The organism is Bacillus sp. FSL R5-0439, from assembly GCF_038008805.1.
Taxonomy (GTDB): domain Bacteria; phylum Bacillota; class Bacilli; order Bacillales; family Bacillaceae; genus Bacillus; species Bacillus safensis.
In genome coordinates, this window is the sequence record NZ_JBBOZW010000001.1 from 3,492,272 (window position 1) to 3,508,841 (window position 16,570).

17 protein-coding genes are annotated in these 16,570 nt (G+C 43.4%); 3 read left to right on the plus strand and 14 right to left on the minus strand.

Going from position 1 to position 16,570, the window contains the following annotated elements; translation table 11 throughout:
* Positions 1–4 precede the first annotated feature (4 nt).
* The 7 genes from NST59_RS18020 to NST59_RS18050 all read right to left on the minus strand — a co-directional run bounded on the left by NST59_RS18020 (position 5) and on the right by NST59_RS18050 (position 6,437).
* Positions 5–775: an ABC transporter ATP-binding protein gene (locus tag NST59_RS18020; protein ID WP_064498835.1), complete on the minus strand. Its 771-nt coding sequence runs from the start codon at positions 773–775 to the stop codon at positions 5–7.
* Entirely contained in the window at positions 762–1,748 is a 987-nt protein-coding gene (locus NST59_RS18025) for a FecCD family ABC transporter permease (protein WP_058838449.1), read from the minus strand. The genes NST59_RS18020 and NST59_RS18025 overlap by 14 nt, the downstream gene beginning before the upstream one ends.
* 34 nt (positions 1,749–1,782) lie before the next feature.
* Positions 1,783–2,670, minus strand: a complete 888-nt coding sequence (isdE, locus tag NST59_RS18030) for a heme ABC transporter substrate-binding protein IsdE (protein ID WP_059377273.1) — start codon at positions 2,668–2,670, stop codon at positions 1,783–1,785.
* A 76-nt stretch (positions 2,671–2,746) separates the two neighbouring features.
* A complete protein-coding gene (locus NST59_RS18035) occupies positions 2,747–4,579 on the minus strand; it encodes an NEAT domain-containing protein (protein ID WP_144489821.1) in 1,833 nt (610 codons plus the stop codon).
* Between the two features lie 19 nt (positions 4,580–4,598).
* On the minus strand, positions 4,599–5,255 hold the full coding sequence (isdC, locus tag NST59_RS18040) for a heme uptake protein IsdC (protein WP_058838446.1): 657 nt from the start codon (positions 5,253–5,255) through the stop codon (positions 4,599–4,601).
* A gap of 20 nt (positions 5,256–5,275) precedes the next feature.
* Positions 5,276–5,734 (minus strand): NEAT domain-containing protein, encoded by a 459-nt coding sequence (locus NST59_RS18045; protein ID WP_144489819.1) that lies wholly within the window; start codon positions 5,732–5,734, stop codon positions 5,276–5,278.
* Between the two features lie 370 nt (positions 5,735–6,104).
* Entirely contained in the window at positions 6,105–6,437 is a 333-nt protein-coding gene (locus NST59_RS18050) for a winged helix-turn-helix transcriptional regulator (RefSeq protein ID WP_144489817.1), read from the minus strand.
* A gap of 178 nt (positions 6,438–6,615) precedes the next feature.
* Here NST59_RS18050 and NST59_RS18055 point away from each other — a divergent pair, with 178 nt between their 5' ends.
* From NST59_RS18055 to ribD, 3 genes are read left to right on the plus strand one after another with little or no spacing between them, the layout of a single operon-like run.
* Positions 6,616–7,470 (plus strand): VOC family protein, encoded by an 855-nt coding sequence (locus tag NST59_RS18055; protein WP_047202941.1) that lies wholly within the window; start codon positions 6,616–6,618, stop codon positions 7,468–7,470.
* A gap of 16 nt (positions 7,471–7,486) precedes the next feature.
* Positions 7,487–8,248 carry a GTP cyclohydrolase II gene (locus tag NST59_RS18060; RefSeq protein ID WP_024427515.1) on the plus strand — a complete coding sequence of 254 codons (762 nt, stop codon included), beginning with the start codon at positions 7,487–7,489 and terminating at the stop codon, positions 8,246–8,248.
* Positions 8,235–9,326, plus strand: coding sequence for a bifunctional diaminohydroxyphosphoribosylaminopyrimidine deaminase/5-amino-6-(5-phosphoribosylamino)uracil reductase RibD (gene ribD, locus NST59_RS18065; RefSeq protein ID WP_047202940.1), 1,092 nt, complete (start codon positions 8,235–8,237; stop codon positions 9,324–9,326). The genes NST59_RS18060 and ribD overlap by 14 nt, the downstream gene beginning before the upstream one ends.
* Before the next feature lie 44 nt (positions 9,327–9,370).
* On the opposite strand, the gene NST59_RS18070 is transcribed toward ribD, so the two are convergent.
* The 7 genes from NST59_RS18070 to NST59_RS18100 form a co-directional block, all read right to left on the minus strand.
* On the minus strand, positions 9,371–9,739 hold the full coding sequence (locus NST59_RS18070) for a VOC family protein (protein WP_047202939.1): 369 nt from the start codon (positions 9,737–9,739) through the stop codon (positions 9,371–9,373).
* 298 nt (positions 9,740–10,037) lie between these two features.
* Entirely contained in the window at positions 10,038–10,886 is an 849-nt protein-coding gene (locus NST59_RS18075) for a polysaccharide deacetylase family protein (RefSeq protein ID WP_047202938.1), read from the minus strand.
* 65 nt (positions 10,887–10,951) lie between these two features.
* Positions 10,952–11,281: a PTS lactose/cellobiose transporter subunit IIA gene (locus NST59_RS18080; RefSeq protein WP_024423898.1), complete on the minus strand. Its 330-nt coding sequence runs from the start codon at positions 11,279–11,281 to the stop codon at positions 10,952–10,954.
* A gap of 19 nt (positions 11,282–11,300) precedes the next feature.
* Positions 11,301–11,624, minus strand: coding sequence for a PTS sugar transporter subunit IIB (locus NST59_RS18085; RefSeq protein ID WP_064498839.1), 324 nt, complete (start codon positions 11,622–11,624; stop codon positions 11,301–11,303).
* Positions 11,625–11,636: 12 nt separating this feature from the next.
* Positions 11,637–13,070 carry a glycoside hydrolase family 1 protein gene (locus NST59_RS18090; protein ID WP_064498840.1) on the minus strand — a complete coding sequence of 478 codons (1,434 nt, stop codon included), beginning with the start codon at positions 13,068–13,070 and terminating at the stop codon, positions 11,637–11,639.
* 31 nt (positions 13,071–13,101) lie between these two features.
* A complete protein-coding gene (locus NST59_RS18095) occupies positions 13,102–14,412 on the minus strand; it encodes a PTS sugar transporter subunit IIC (protein ID WP_039182533.1) in 1,311 nt (436 codons plus the stop codon).
* An 89-nt stretch (positions 14,413–14,501) separates the two neighbouring features.
* Complete coding sequence (locus NST59_RS18100; RefSeq protein ID WP_064498841.1) at positions 14,502–16,460, minus strand: PRD domain-containing protein; 1,959 nt, start codon at positions 16,458–16,460, stop codon at positions 14,502–14,504.
* Between the last annotated feature and the right edge of the window lie 110 nt (positions 16,461–16,570).

A 16,570-nucleotide genomic window follows, 5' to 3' on the forward strand; every position in this document is an offset into this window, starting at 1 on the left:
CAGCTTATATACCAACAGGCACGATGTACATCCCTGTTTCTGCATCCTGTCGAATCGTGACGGACACATCATAAATGTGCCGCACGTTTTCCTCTGTTAACACATCGTTTGGCTGTCCTTCACTGATAATCTGTCCATCCTTCATCGCTATGATGATATCGCTGTAGCGGACAGCCTGATTCATATCGTGGAGCACCATGACAATGGTTAATCCATGCCTGGCATTCAGCTCACGAATCAGCTCAAGAATGTCAAATTGATAGTAGATATCCAAATAAGTTGTCGGTTCATCTAAGAAAAGGATCGGTGTTTTTTGCGCAAGTGCCATCGCAATCCATACACGCTGCCGCTCTCCACCTGACAGTGAGGCGAGCGGCACCTTTCGTTTGTCCGTTAGCTTTGTACTGGACAGCGCCCACTCTATCGCTCTCTCATCCTCTTCCTTGTCTCCTCCGCGCATTGTCTGGTACGGCGTTCTGCCGAATGCCACGACCCGTTCGATCGTTAAATCAAGAGGTGCTTCATTTTGCTGATGGACGACAGCCAGCTTTTTTGCCAGCTCCTTTGGCTTGAACGCATTCAGCGCTTGCCCGTCTAAGTGAATCTGCCCTTTATTTGGACAATGATTATTTGCCATTAAGGAAAGCAGTGTGGATTTTCCCGATCCATTTGGACCGATAATGGTTGTGATTTTCCCCTTTTCAATCTGTGTTGTGACCGATTGAACGATGTCCTTCTGCTGGTCATATGAGAATGACACCTCACGAATGTCCATGGAGACGGTCCCCCCTTCTTAATAAAAAGATCAGAAACGGCCCGCCAATCACGGCCATGATCGTAGAAGCAGGAATCTCATTTGGCGCCACAAGCGTCCTGCCAAGCGTATCAGCCGTCAAAATAAGCAAAGCCCCGCTTAACGCAGAAAATGGAATCAGTACTCGGTGATCCGAGCCGACAAGCCTTCTTGAAATGTGCGGAATGAGCAAGCCGACAAAGGCTATCACGCCCGCTACTGCAGCTGTCACTGCCGCAAGTAAAACGGCTGTGATGGAAATCAAAAGGCGCATTCTGGTCACACGCAAGCCTAAGTTTTTCGCTGTCTTGTCTTGAAGGGCCAGGAGATTGCACCATCTGCTGAAGAAGAGTGCAACGACAAGACCGACGACACCATAGACACCGATTAAACGGACATCTCCCCACGTTTTCATCGTGAGATTCGACTGTCCTGACTGATTAATTGTGATATTGAAATAGCTGCAAATGGTCACAAATGCTTCAGCCATTCCAGTAAACATGGCATTGATGGCGATCCCAACTAAGATCATGCGGATCGGGCTTAAACCACCCTTCCAAGATAGAACGTATACGAGGAAACACGCAATCGCCCCGCCTAATACCGAAAATAAAGGTGAGTAGAAATAAAATTGAGGAAGCGCTGTAATCGCCATTAATGAAAAGAAGCTGGCTCCTGATGAAATCCCAATGACGCCGGCATCAGCTAACGGATTCCTCATGACCGACTGCAGCAGTACACCGGAGACAGATAAGGCGGCCCCTGTAAACATCGCGATGAGCACGCGGGGGATTCTCAAATCTTTAATGATTTCTACCTGTGCATGTTGACCGGTGATGAGCCCTTCTATTAATTCAATGGGGGTGACATGAATGCTCCCAGTAATGGCTGAATAAATAAACACGCAGACCAGTAAGAGACTGACTATCAGAAATAAAAATCCTGTTTTTTTCATCTTGAACGTCCTTTTATCATTAAGATTCGCAAACTTATGACGGATACAACATACGAGTCAATTCATCTAATGCCTCTGCTGCCTTTAAATTACCTGTTGTCCCGAATAAGCTTTCTTCGAGGTCATACACCCGGTCTTGTTTGACCGCATTAAAATGTTTCCAGATGTCATTTGTTTTAAATTCTTGATCAAACATTTTGACGACTTCATCCGGCATCCCATGTGCGGCTCGGAGTATGATATCTGGATTCGCTTTTTGTAAATACTCCGTATTGGATTCCAAATACTCCATTTTCTCGCCTTCCACAATGTTCTTTCCTCCTGCGATACGTACAAGATCACCAATATATGAATTTTCTGTCGCCACCAAATAACTTCCTGGCACACCAAGCAAAATCAGAACGGACGGCTTGCGTTTTCCTTTTGTCTTCTCTTGTATGTCTTTCTTTTTTTGCTCAAACGCAGACACAATGCGCTCAGCCTGCTTCTTCCTGTCATACTTATCCCCAAGCTTCGTGATGGCCTTCTCCATGTTGGCCATACTCTCGAGATTTAAGTATGTGGCAGGGACACCTGCTTGCTGAAAGGGTTTCTCTAAATCATATTGAAGGGTTGTGACAGACAGGACATCTGTCGGTTGAAGTGATTGGATGATTTCCATGTCCGGGCTCATGGGATTGCCGACTTCTGGCAGTCCTTTGTAACGAGCTGGCAAGGATTTTTGACTTGTTGGCACCCCGACAAGATCAACCTCTAAAGCATCCATGATCTCCGCGGCTGCTACAGTCGTTGCTACAATACGCTCACTTGATTCAGCGCTTTTTTTGCCTTTTGCTGAGCTTTCAGCTGACTGTGAGCAGCCCGATAAGATCATGCACACACTGAAGGCAGCGATCAAGGTACATAACATTCGATGCTTCAAAAACAGAAGCCTCCTTTCGAAAAAAGAGAGTGGATGCGCCGAGGTAAAAGGCGCATCTCACTTAAAATAAAACGAACTATCTTGTCCGTGTTTGATATTTTCTGACGAGTACGAATAACGAACCGCCGAATAAAAGAATATACACCCAAAGAAGAGAGGCATCTCCCGTTTTCGGATTCAGCTGTCCAGACTCAGATTTGGTTTGGTCATCTGATGGCGTAAATGTCATCTGCTCCGCACCCGTTTCCTCTGGTGCTACATTCTCAAGTTGAGTTGTTTGAGAATCGTGATCATTTGGATTTTTGACAAATCCGATACTCTCATCGTCTCCAATGACCGTTGAAATTCCGCTTCCCTCACCGAGAGCGATTCCTTTTGTGTCATAGACAAGTTTGACATCGTACTGCTCATGATAGTTCGCAGCTGGAATATCAATTTTTACGCGTGCAGCCTGAGCACTGCTTAAACTTTTTGCTTCATATTGAATGACACGTGTATCTGCTTTTTGATCTGTTTTCGCGACAAGTGTCTCTTCAAATTTTCCGCCTGTTCCTACTTGGAATGACGTGATGGCTGAGCTGTTTTTCACTTTATATGAAACGAAATGGCGGCCATTTTTCACAACCAGTGTCGCAGGGCTCACGACGTAATCGTTCATGCGGGAAAGCTCATCCTTGTCTGCTTTCTTCATTGAGAAAGGAAGCTTGTATACACCATCTTTTAGCTGAGTAGTCTCTTGATCAGCTCCGCTGTTATTTGTTTCTGGTGATGGTGTAGCTGGTGTTTCTTCCTCTACCACCTGCCCGTCCTTCACTGGAGCGATACTCTTTGAATCAAATTGAAAACGAATATCGTAGGTTTGGTCATAGTTAGCGGCTGCTACTACAATGTGTACTTTTCCTTTCACCGCTTTTTTCAAATCAGCAGCATCAAATGAAACCACTCTTGTATTCTTCGCTTCATCTGTGCTCACTGTCTTTGCTTCTTGATAAGAACCGTTTTTCTCTGTTTTCAAAGAAGCGACAGACTTATGATCCTTCACTGTAAAGGAAATGGTCTGCTTTCCATTTTTGACGGTTAAGGATGCGGGATGTGAGAAGTATTGATTCATTCGAGATGCTTCATCCGTATCCCCTTTTAACACACTGTAATTGATACGATATACGCCATCTTTTAATTGATTTTGCGCAGAATCATCTGGCTTTGTGCCATTGTTATTGCCTGGTGTTGTCGGTTGATCGTCTGGTTTTGTGCCATTCTGGTCATCCGGTTTAGTTTCATTGTCGTCTGGCTTTGTACCGTTTTGATCATCCGGCTTTGTTTCGTTATCGTCTGGCTTTGTACCGTTTTGGTCATCCGGTTTAGTTTCATTGTCGTCTGGCTTTGTACCGTTTTGATCATCTGGTTTTGTTTCGTTATCGTCTGGTTTTGCAGGCGTAACGAGTGTTAAGCTGCTTTGATCGAATGCAAGCTGTACGTCATATGCTTCGTCATAAATAAAGCCGCCTAAATCCCAGTAAATTTTCACCCAGCCGTTTAATTTCGCTGATAAGTCGGCGACATCAAATTTGATCACACGTGTATTGGCTGTTTCGTCCTCACTGACCGTTTCAGTGGTAACGAGAGCACCATTTTGTTCAACCTTGAAATCTGTTATTTCTTTGCTTTGCTTCAGTGTGACATAAGCTGTTGTCTTGCCATTTTCCATAATCAGCTTAGCTGGCTTTTCTGTATAGGTATCCATCATAGACGCTTCTGAGGTACCATCTTTTAAAATGGTGAATCCGACTGTGTATTCCCCATCAACGAATGATGCCGCTTGAGCTGTTCCTTGAGGAATCTGAAACGCAGTCAACAAACTGAATAAAACAAGCAGAATGGCTGCCTTTAGATGAAAAAGACGTTTCAAATGGTGACACTTCCTTCCGTTAATGCTTGATGATCCACTTTCTTGCTAAAAACCCGCCAGAACATAAGACAAACACAAGGAGCCATCCTATCTGGCTTGTATCACCAGTTTGAGGGTTGTCTTCTTGTTGTTTCGTTGTGGATGTATCAGCTTTGTTTGTTGATTCTTTTGATGGCTGCTGACTTTCTTGTGCACCCGTTGATTTATTTTCACTGGTAGACGATAGCGATTTCATACTGCTTTCATCAAATTTCAGCTGAATGGTGTAATCATGATCATAATCAGCAGATTTCACAGTGACATGAATTTTGGACTTGATCGGTTTAGACAAGCTTTGAGCTTGGAACTGAACGAGCCTTGTATTGGCTTTTTTATTTGTTGAGAGAACGGTTGTATCGACATAGCCGCCATTTCCCGGCACTTTAAATTCCGTTACCCAGCTGCTATTTTTAATCGTCATTTGTACTGTCAGGTTCCCATTTTTCGCTATCACTTTTGCTGGCTTCAGCCAGTAATCATTTGCCATTGAGACCGCATTTCCTTCAGCTTTTAGCACTGTATAATTGACGGAGTATGTACCATCCTTTAATGCGGCAGCCTGTGCGTTTGAAAAAGGCAGCATAAGTGCCAGTAAAAAAACCGCCATGAAGACTGACAGCTTCATTCTTTTTTTCATCAAGCGAATTTCCTCCCTTTCTATTGAACAGTTGCCGCATCAAACTTGAGGCGAATGTCGTAATTGCCTGTATATCCGATGACCGGTACAGTCACACTCACTTTTGCTGGTAAGACCTCAGTCAGGCTGTTCACATTGAATTCTACGGTTCTCTTATTCGCAGCTGTATTTGTACTGATCACCTTCGCATCTTTGTAGACACCTTGATCGAGCGTTTTAAAGCTTGTGATCCAAGAGCTGTTCGTTAACGTGACTTGTGCTTTGATTTTTCCATCCTTTACGACAAGCTTGGCTGGTTTTTCAAAATACGTATTCGCTGTTGAAGTCGAATCGCTATCAGCCTTCCATACCACATATTGCGCTGAATATTGACCATCTGCTAAGCCAGCTGCTGAGGCCGAGCTAACAGGTGCTAGAGCAAATAATAGAACAAAACTAAGGAATAATAATACGGGTGATGTTGAACGAATGACTTTCATGTGAACCCTCCTAAATGATATTGATAATTATTCTCAATAGATAATAAAAAAAATAACCTTCACAAGTGCTGGAACACACTTATAGATGATTATGATAATCATTATCAATTGAGTTAAAAAAATAAATCTTTGCTTCCTAAAAGTCAAAGATGTCTGCTTCTAAATGATGGATTGATACGAGTTTTAGGCAATCTGTCCCATTTATAATACCATGGCATAACCTCCATTCCATTACAGGGAAAAGAACCCTCTTCTCCTTGATATTATATAATGCATGAAATGATTGTCAACATCATTTTTCATACTATTGTCTTAGTTTTCTGGAAAATCACACAAAAAAATTTCGATCAGACACACTGATCGAAATGGATTAAGATGAAACATGTTCCTCTATTTTGCTGTGTTTACGATCTAAAGACCAAGCATACATTTCACGAATAATCGGTTCAATTTTCTTCCCTTGAACTGTTAATTCGTATTCAATCCGTACTGGAATATCGGGGTATACTTTTTTCTCAACAAGTCCCTCAGCTTCTAAATCCTTCAGCCTTTCTGATAGTAATCTTCCGCTGATGTTCATTTCATTTTCAAGCTGACAAAAACGCTTAGGCCCTGTCAGAAGCTGATTGATGATGAGAATGACCCACTTCTTGCCTAGAATCTCCATGGCATCTGTAATTGGACAGCCACCTACTTGAGCCATATCTTACTCCCTCCTGCTTTTTTCTCTTTTTTTTTATTATAACACAATTAATTACTTGAAATAAGTCACTAACTATTATATAGTTTAGTTACTAAAAGTAACAAGGTATTCATTTTTTATAGATTTTCAAAAACATTTGAACATGCCGATGCATATATCATGAAGGAGATGACCGAGCTTGAAGACAATTGAGCAGCTAAGGCTGGGTGTAACAGAATTACATGTGTCCAGCTTTGATCGTTCTTTACCTTTTTATACAGACATTTTAGGATTTTCTATATTAGAAAAGACAGATTCCACGGTGACACTTGGCAGCAATGCAAAGGAACCGATTCTTTTGTTAAAAGAAGATGCACAACTGAAAGAAAAGCCTGATCATGAGCCAGGACTTTATCATTTTGCTGTTTTATTACCTACCAGAAAAAACCTGGGCACATGGCTGGCACATGTAATCAAAAAAGGCTATCCTTTAATTGGAGCAAGCGATCACTTTTTCAGTGAAGCCATTTATTTAAGTGATCCTGACGGCATTGGCGTAGAAATTTATGCTGACCGTCCTCAGGACATTTGGGTCGGTGAGCATGGAGAACTGAAAGGTGGCGGAAATGCACCGCTTGATGGAGATGGCCTCCTGCAAGAAGCTGCTGATACCACATGGGAAGGACTCCCTGCCGGTACAGTGATGGGACACTTGCATTTCCATCTCAACCCAGAAGAAGCGGATTCATTTTATGTCAATACGCTCGGTTTTCATATCCGAATGGCTCCCCCAGCAAGCGTATTTATCGCCGCTGGTGTGTACCACCACCACCTTGCCTTTAATGCATGGGGACGCGGACGAAAAGGAGCCATTGATCCACGTTTTTCAGGAATTAGAAGCTATACACTGGTTTTCCCAGAAGAAGCAGACAGACAATCCGTCGTCGAACGTCTGACAAAAGCAGGCACTCAAGTCAACACGACAGGAAAAAGCAGCGAATTTGTTGATCCATTTGGCGTTCTCGTTCGTTTACAGATTGAAGAAACAGACTAAAAAGAAGGTGCAGAATATGGACAAACACACAGAGCTTAAAACAGCCATATTAAAAGATAAAATCAAACGAGTACAGCAAGAAGACGGGTATATCTATATCACTGGACCCATTAAACTGCCAGTGAATTTAGACGGCAGAACCGTGATGTTTAACTGGTATTCATGGTTAAAAGACGATGGAAAAGAGCCACTGTCAGATGAAGCTTTAATTGAAAGCCTTTCGTCGCGCCAGCTGGCTGATCATCAGCAGTCAAGCGTTCTTGTGTATGGGGATTTCGAGCACGCTGACGAAGCTCTTATCCGTATGCATTCCATTTGCCACACTGGCGATATTTTCGGAAGCAAGCGCTGCGACTGTGGATTCCAATTGAAGCAGTCTATGCGAATGATTGAGGACAATGGAGCAGGAGCCCTGTTTTACTTAGCCAATCATGAAGGCCGCGGCATTGGTCTATTCAGTAAAGCCATGGCTTATATTCTTCAAGAAAACGGCTATGATACAGTAGAAGCGAACGAAGCACTTGGTTTTGAAGATGACACACGTCAATACGAAGAAGCCATTGCCGTTCTTCAAACACTTCGTACAAAGCCGGTCAGACTCATTACCAATAACCCGAAAAAGACAGATGCGATCAGCCATGCAGGTTTATCTCTTTCTGGACGCATTCCGCTTTGGGGAGATGTCTCTGAATTTAACGAGAAATACTTGCAGACAAAAATCAACCGCTCAGGTCACATGAAGGCGGAGCAAGAGGTGCGTACGATTGCCACATCATGAGCGATATATGAAGCTAGCCCTTGATAATGCACGGGCAATGAAAGGTCAGACATCTCCGAATCCGCTCGTCGGGGCTGTGATTGTGCGAGAGAATGAGATTGTTGGAGTCGGCGCTCATATGAAAGCCGGTGAACCGCATGCTGAAATTCATGCACTTAACATGGCTGGAGACAAGGCAAAAGGAGCCACGATTTATGTGACCCTTGAGCCTTGTTCCCACCATGGGCGCACAGGCCCTTGTGCCGAAGCACTTGTGAAAGCCGGCGTCGAAACCGTTGTCGTCGCGGCTCTTGATCCGAATCCACTTGTCGCTGGCCGCGGGATTGCCATTTTACAAGACGCGGGCATCCAAGTTATCACGGGCGTACTTGAACAAGAATCCATACTGATGAATGAAGTATTTAATCACTTTATTACGAAAAAAACACCTTTCGTGACGCTCAAAGCGGGCATTACCTTAGATGGGAAAATCGCCTCTGCCACGTCTGACAGCAAGTGGATTACATCTGAGACATCCCGTTATGATGCTCACCATATCCGCAGTATCAATGATGCGATTTTGGTCGGTGCTCAAACTGTCATTCACGATGATCCTTCATTAACTGCGCGGATTCCAAATGGAAACAATCCGATTCGAATTGTCTTAGACTCTAAGCTGTCTACACCACTGACAGCAAAGATCGTCACAGATCAGATGGCACCTACATGGATTTTTACAACAAAGCAAGCCGATGAGGAAAAACGAGCGGCTTTAGAAGAAGCTGGCGTCCGTGTCTTTATGACTGACAGCGACACGCGGGTTCCCCTGCAGGAAGTGCTTCAAGTACTGGGAGAAAAAAATATCTCCTCCCTCATGATTGAAGGCGGCGGCCAGATTAACGCCTCTTTCTTAGAACAGCAGCTTGTAGATAAATTGGTCATCTATATGGCGCCTAAACTCATTGGCGGACGACTTTCCCCTTCCTTTTTCGGAGGCGAAGGCATACGCCTCATGAGTGATGCCATTGAACTGGATCAACTCACCGTGGAACCACTCGGAAAAGATATCAAAATGACGGGCTATCCCGTTTATCAATAACAAGTAGGCTGTCGAGGAAATCTCGACAGCCTTATTTTTGTCTTCTAGTCTCTTCTCTCTAAAAACTCAATTCGATTCCCAAATGGATCTTCTACATAAAACCGATTGGCTCCCTCCAATGGCTCATCTTCTTTTATACTAATCTGATGCTTCAATAATACCTCTTTTAATTCTGATAGGCTCTTTACAAGAAAAGCTGGATGAGCTTTCTTTGCAGCTTGAAAATGTTCCTGAATGCCAATGTGAAGCTGATGATGACCGCATTGGAACCAGACACCTCCTCGTTTAGCTAAATTGCTAGGCTTAGGTATTTCTTTCATCCCTAAAATTTCACCAAAAAACAAGCGAGCTTTCTCTTCACTGCCTTTTGGGGCAGCTAGTTGAACATGGTCGATTCCCAAAAAGTTTGACATATTTCCCTCTCCCTTTCTGTTCTCAATTGGTTTTTCAAAGTAGTGTTTCTTCAGTTTTTATGATGCTGAACAAATTTGATTGTTACCTCATTGGTGGGCTTGATACTTGAAGATTTTCTTTGAGGTGTTTCATAAGATGTAGTGTTTGAATGCAGTATTTTTTTCAAAAACAGAACTCCCATGGTCATGAAAGTTCTGTCCATCTAAGTGTCTCTTGTCATGACATTTGAAACCTAGATATATCATGATTCATTTTGATGAAACTTGTCGTAAAATGTTTCATGTGAAACATTGATCGTTACTTCCCTTCGACCAGCCTGCCAAAGCTTTCTGGTGAAAGTCCCGGTGAAATGCGGATGCGGTGCAAGGACATCATGCCTTGTTCCTTCTTCGCATGTCCTGGTTCAGTGGTAACAGCCATTTGGTATCCGGCTTCCTTCGCCAGCTTCAACGTCTCTTCATTATAGCGCCCGACAGGATAGCTGACCATTCTCGTACGCTGAGAAAATCGCTGATCAAAGAATGTCTTTGATCCTTTTAACTCCTCTTCCTGCTGCTGCTTTGATAATTGATTGAGCTCTAAATGATGAATCGTATGACTCTCAATCGAGATCCCATGTGCCATCATCTCATCCATTTGCTCATCCGTTAAGTGATTCGGACGGCCAATGGATTGCTCAATCATGAAAATCGTTGCTTTCATTCCATACTGCTTTAAAATCGGAAATGCCTTTGTATAGTTATCCGTATATCCATCATCAAATGTAATGAGGACACTCTTCTTACTTGGCATCGAATTTGTTGTGAAAACGCGGTACACCTCTTCTGGCGACAGTGTGACATAGTCGTTGTCCTTCAGCCATTTCATATGAGATGCAAATTCGCTCTTTGGCACACGTAACGAGTTACCGCTTGAGATGCTGTGATACATCAAAATTGGAAGCTCGACCGGCTCCTTTTGCTTCATCCAGTTTTGTGTCTTTATCACTGCCGTTTCTTTTTTCTGATGCATATCTTTTGTTTGTAATGGACCCTTTTCCTCTTTGACGACTTGCTGGCTTCCTTCCGCCTGCTCCTTCATTCCCATACAGCCCGAAATGAGCAGCAGCATAAGACCAACCGTCATCAGCATACATGTTTTCTTCATTCACCAATCCTGCTTTCTGTTTATCTACCGAATGATTATAACAGAAATTGGTTATTCATTGATATCTATTTTGACAGGGTATTCATTTTTTTACACATTTCGATCATCTCGATGGCGAGCAGATGAATGGTCTCTGTTGTGAGCATTTGATCTTCTGCGTGTATCAGCAGTAAAGAAAACGGAAGCTGTTCACCTGCCGCTTCTTTTTGAATCAGCGACAAGTGCAGGTTGTGGATGCTTCGAAACGCTTCCTCCCCTTTTTCGATCAACTGCTGCGCTTTTTCAAAATCATCAGCTCTTGCTAGACGAATCGCTTCTACATAATGACTTCTTGCCTCGCCTGCATGGGCAATGATTTGAAAGGCTGCTCCCTGCATTTCCTCTAATACCGTCATCTGCTTCTCCTCCAATTACTCAAGATTCATTTGCTAGTTTCAGTGCATGATCTAGGATTTTTTCTCCGTTTGCTGTTCCGTATAATCTCACATTGACGACATCGACAGGGATTTGATAAGGTGCCGCTGTTTTTTCTGCTGCTTTTTTCATAAAACTTACTTGCGGTCCAAGTAAAATCGCCTTTACAACCTCACCATGCTCTTCTAGTTCATCCGCAATGGCTCCTTCAGGTATAGCATAAATATAGTAATCCAGCCCTTTAGCTTCTGCGGCGGCCTTCATTTTCGACACCACAATGGACGTCGACATTCCTGCTGCACAAGCGAGAATGATTCGTTTCATATCCCATCACTCCTATTGATAAATGACTTCTGTTTCAACTGTCAGTTCCCTAGTTTTGATTAATGTCTGGTACCAATACGCAGATGCTTTCAGCTGTCGATTTCGTTCATTTTCCAGCTGGATTTCGACTAAGCCGTAGCGGTTTTTAAAGGCATTCATCGGTGAGACATTGTCTGTAAATGCCCAAAGCATATAGCCCGTGCAATTTGATCCTTCTGCTTTCGCTTGAAGTGCCCGCTTCAAATGCTGGCTGATAAATGAAATGCGATACTGGTCATCAATGATTCCATCTTCTTTTTTAAACCGTTCTTCCTTTTCTACACCCATGCCATTTTCGGCCACAAACCACTCAATATTTCCGTATTCTTCTTTTATCCTCATCCCCATATCGTAGACAATCTTCGGGTAGATTTCCCAGCCTCTAAAAGGATTCATTTTTCTCCCTGGAAGCTCAAACATATCGTAATAATAGGATGGGTGAAAAGGCGTCCCTTCGTTCCAAGCCTTACTCGGCGCCTTGACACGATGCGGATAGTACAAGTTAAGTCCGACGACATCTACCGTATGATTCTTGATGATTTGAAGCTCTTCCTCTGTGGAATCGAAAAGAATATCATGCTTTTTCAACACATCGATCAGTTCCTCTGGATACTCCCCTTTGATGGAAGGATCTAAGAACACTCGATTAAAAAACAAATCATACATACGTGCCGCTTCTTGGTCATGCGGAGCAGACGATCTTGCATACGTCACTTCTGGATTGAGAATCACCCCGATTTTGGCTCCTGTCGATTCCTTCAAACCCATCTCCTGAAACAGCTTCACCACTTTTGCTGTTGCCAGTGCTTTATGATAGTTCCACTGCATCCATTTCTTCGTATTTTGCTCATACGGATATCGGATGGCATCTAGATAAACACGTGTCTGGACAACAATCGGTTCATTAAAACTAAACCAATGTTTGACCCGGTCCCCGTAGCGCTCAAACACTTTTTCTGCATAGAGAACAAACAGATCGACGACATGCTTTGATGACCATCCGCCGTACTTCTCAAGCAAAACGGCAGGAAGCTCATAATGCTCTAAGCAAAACATCGGTTCTACACCTGCTGCGATTAATTCATTGATCAGATCATCAATGTAACGAGCGTAGGCCTCATCCACTATCCCATTCTCGTAATCTATGAGAAATCTCGACCAATTGATCGATGTCCTGTAATGTGTCAGTCCAATCTCTTTCATTAAGGCTACATCTTCATGATAGCGCTCGTAAAAGTTCGTCGCACCAGCTGGCCCATAGCCTTCGTGCCACACGTGATACCCTTCCTTATACCATAAATCGATGTACGAGTCCTGATGCGCCCTCTTTCCCTTCCAGCCCTCCGTCTGCCATGCAGAAGCCGCAGCACCTAGGATAAAATCTCTTGGAATCTCAATGCTGTTCATGTCGCCGCCTCCCTTTTCTTCTTCTGAATGTTTATTCTGAATCTGGTGCTGCTTCTGGCTTGCGATTAGACAAGAGAACAAACGGTAAATAGATGAAAACAGCAACCACAATACAGATAAGCTGTGTGATGACGGCTCCCATGCTGCCAGCGGTGGACAGCCATGCATTCACAAGCGGCGGTGTCGTCCACGGCACCATCACGACCGCTTTTCCAGCGAATCCTGTAGCCGTCGCAATATAACCAATCGTACCTGTCACAAGCGGTGTGACGATAAATGGGATCGCCATCACAGGGTTTAGCATGACGGGTAATCCAAAAATAACGGGTTCATTGATGTTGAATAGTCCGGGTCCTGATGAGAGCTTGGCAATGCTTCGCATCTCTTCCCTTCTCCCAGCAATAAAAATCGCAATCAAAAGACCAATGGTCACACCTGAACCACCGATGCTCATATACACATCCCAAAACGGCATCGTGATAATATTCGGGATCTCTTTTCCCTCTTGAAATGCAGTCATATTCACTGCAATTGATCCTAATAAGAGCGGCTCCCGGATCGGCTTAATCATCTGGTTGCCATGGATGCCGATCACCCAGAAAAATTGTGCCACAAACATCAACGTTAAAATCCCTGGCAGCCCCTGCACAACACTTTCTAGCGGACGCTGCACAACGTTATACACTGCTTCATGCAAATAAATGCCTGTCACACGATGAAATGCAAACCCGAATGAACTAATGATCGTAATTGTAATGATAGAAGGAAAAAGTGATGAAAAAGACGTTGCCACATTCGACGGAACCGAATCTGGCATCTTGATTTGCAGCCATTTCACCTCAGTCAGCTTACAAAAGATTTCCACAGATACGATCGCAATGATCATCCCTAAAAATAAGCTTTTTGGATCGGAAAATTGTCTTGCCAACACGTCTACAACCTCACGCATCGATCCATCAACTTCAAGAAGAAGTGTCGTTGGAATAACGGATATAAATGAAATCAACGCCATCAATCCTGGGAACAGCGACTTGTGCCCGTTGATTTTCCCAAGCTCAATCCCAATGAGGAACACAGCCCCAATGGTTAAAAAGTTCAGAGTGGCATAATTGATTGCCTTCATAATAGGCTGAAGCTCTGCTAAAAACCTGAATATCTCAAAATGAGCAAGCCCTGTTTCCGGGCTCATGATCATATTTGCCACCAGTACAGCAAAAGCTCCTGTAATGATGATCGGCATCAGTGTGACAAATGCCTGTTTAATCGCCATAATATATTTCTGATTGGTGATGCGATAAGCCACATGCCCCATGACATCTGCCGCTTTCTCCTTGAAGCTCATGATCCGTCTCCCCCTTTGCACAAACTCGTGATCATCCTCCTTTTTGATGTTATTTTAAAAGCGCTTTCATTAACATCTATTCTTTTTCCTCACAGATGCGGAAATGGGTGTCGCGTTTTTTCATTTGGCTGCTCCAATACTTGAAGTGCTGCTGTCAGTTCTTCAAATGAAGAGGCTTTGATGAGCTGTTCCACCACTTCCTTCCGTTCTGTCAGCCGCACAAGAAATTGATAAAGCGACTGTAATTCTTTTTGATACGTCTTCTGGATGCTTAATAAGCAAACGACTTGTACTCGATCTTCTCCCCACAACACCGGCTTTTTTAACGTACAGATTGCACAAAACGTATCGTCTGTTGCCGGCTTAATTGGATGAGGAATCGCAACCAAATGACCGAAAGAGGTGGGTGACACTTGCTCTCTTTCTAACAATAATTGTTCAAACTCGTCTGGGATTCGATGCTGCTCCTTTAACACGTTCACGAAAAATTGAAGAACCTCTTCCCTTGATTGAAGGTCTTGCTGAAAAAATGTCAGCGCCGGACTCACATACCGTAAAACCCCTGTATCCTGTGAATTTTGCACAAATCGTTTCAGCCGGACAATATCATCGTCACTTAGAATCGTATGTACATCAATTACTGGTACCGGCAATGTATTCTGTAGCGGAATGGTACTAATAATAAAATCAATGCTTCTCAAATCATATGAAGGAAGTTCCCCGACACTTGCAGTTCCAGCGATCTCCAGTCTTCCGCTAAATGCCGCCGTGAGCTTATGAAGAAGAAGCTGACTGCTGGCCACACCCGTCGCACACACAATAAGACATGTCTTTCTCACATGCTGTGTTTTTGTCCGCTCGATTGCAGCTCCAATATGAAGTGCCAAATATCCGATTTCATCCTCAGGAATCTCAACACCCTCTTTTTCCTTCAGCCACCTGCCCATATAAACACCCGCCTCAAACGCAATGGGATAGTGCCTTTTAATGTCTGGTAAATAGGGATTTCGAATATTCATATCGTATCTAAAACGATGAATGGCGGAACGCAAATGAAGACTTAAACCAACGATCAGCTCCTTATCAAACTGAATATCAAGTGACATATGCTCCTCCACATAAGCAAGCAATTGGTGAGTGAAACAAAAATGATCTTCGTCCAGCAGATGAAATAGCGTATGGCCAGCCTCTCCATATGCCATCATCTTTGCCCCCATTAAATGAATTGCGATGTACGCCATTTCAGATAACGGAAAATCAATCGCTAATATGCGGCGAATATCTTCTGCCATTTGTTGAGCTATCTGGAAAACTGGCTGCACTTGAATTTCTTTCAATTCCGCTTCTGGCATCTTAACCAGCTTTTTTTCTTCTATTCGTTTGCATGCGATGGCAATATGGGTCCCTAAATTACTTAAACCGATTTCCGATAAATGAAGCCCGGTGGCTTTTGTACGTGAACGCACGATGTCCTGAATCAGTTGATACGTTTCTTCAGGTAACAGTGCAGAGTGCGCTTGACCCTGCTGAAATACATGCTCTGCCATACAATATCTTAATTTCATTTCATTGCCTGTCAGACGCAGTCCATATTTAGGGCGATGCGATATAGAAAGTCCATGCAATGAAAACAAATGCCTGACAGCTTTTAAATCATTTTTCACTGTGGATTCACTCACAAATAATTCCTCTGCCAATCCCTCTAATTTGATATAGTCTTCTGACAGAAGCAGCCTTTTCAATAGATAAGCCACGCGGTCCTCAGGCTGATTGGGAATGGACTGTTCCTTTTTCTCATTTCTTTCTCTCAGTGATTTTTTCAAAAATGTACGAAATGCCCCATAATCTTCAACGCTCAATGTATAGCCTGCCCCGCGTTTAATATGTAGTGCGGCACCATGTTCTTCTAAGATTTTTTTAAGCGCTTTCATATCTGTGCGGATGGTTCGTGATGTGACTCCGATCACACGGGCAATTTCTTCACTTGTCAGTTCCTGCTCCGCTTGCATCAATCGTTTCAGAAGCTCCTCCTGACGTAGAGATAGCATGGGCTCTCCTCCCTTGGCATTTACTTTTGCCTATCATCATAAACGAAAATAGAACTCTTTGCCCAGTTTTTCTTTCAAATCGGGAACCTGGATATGGCTCATTCGTATGA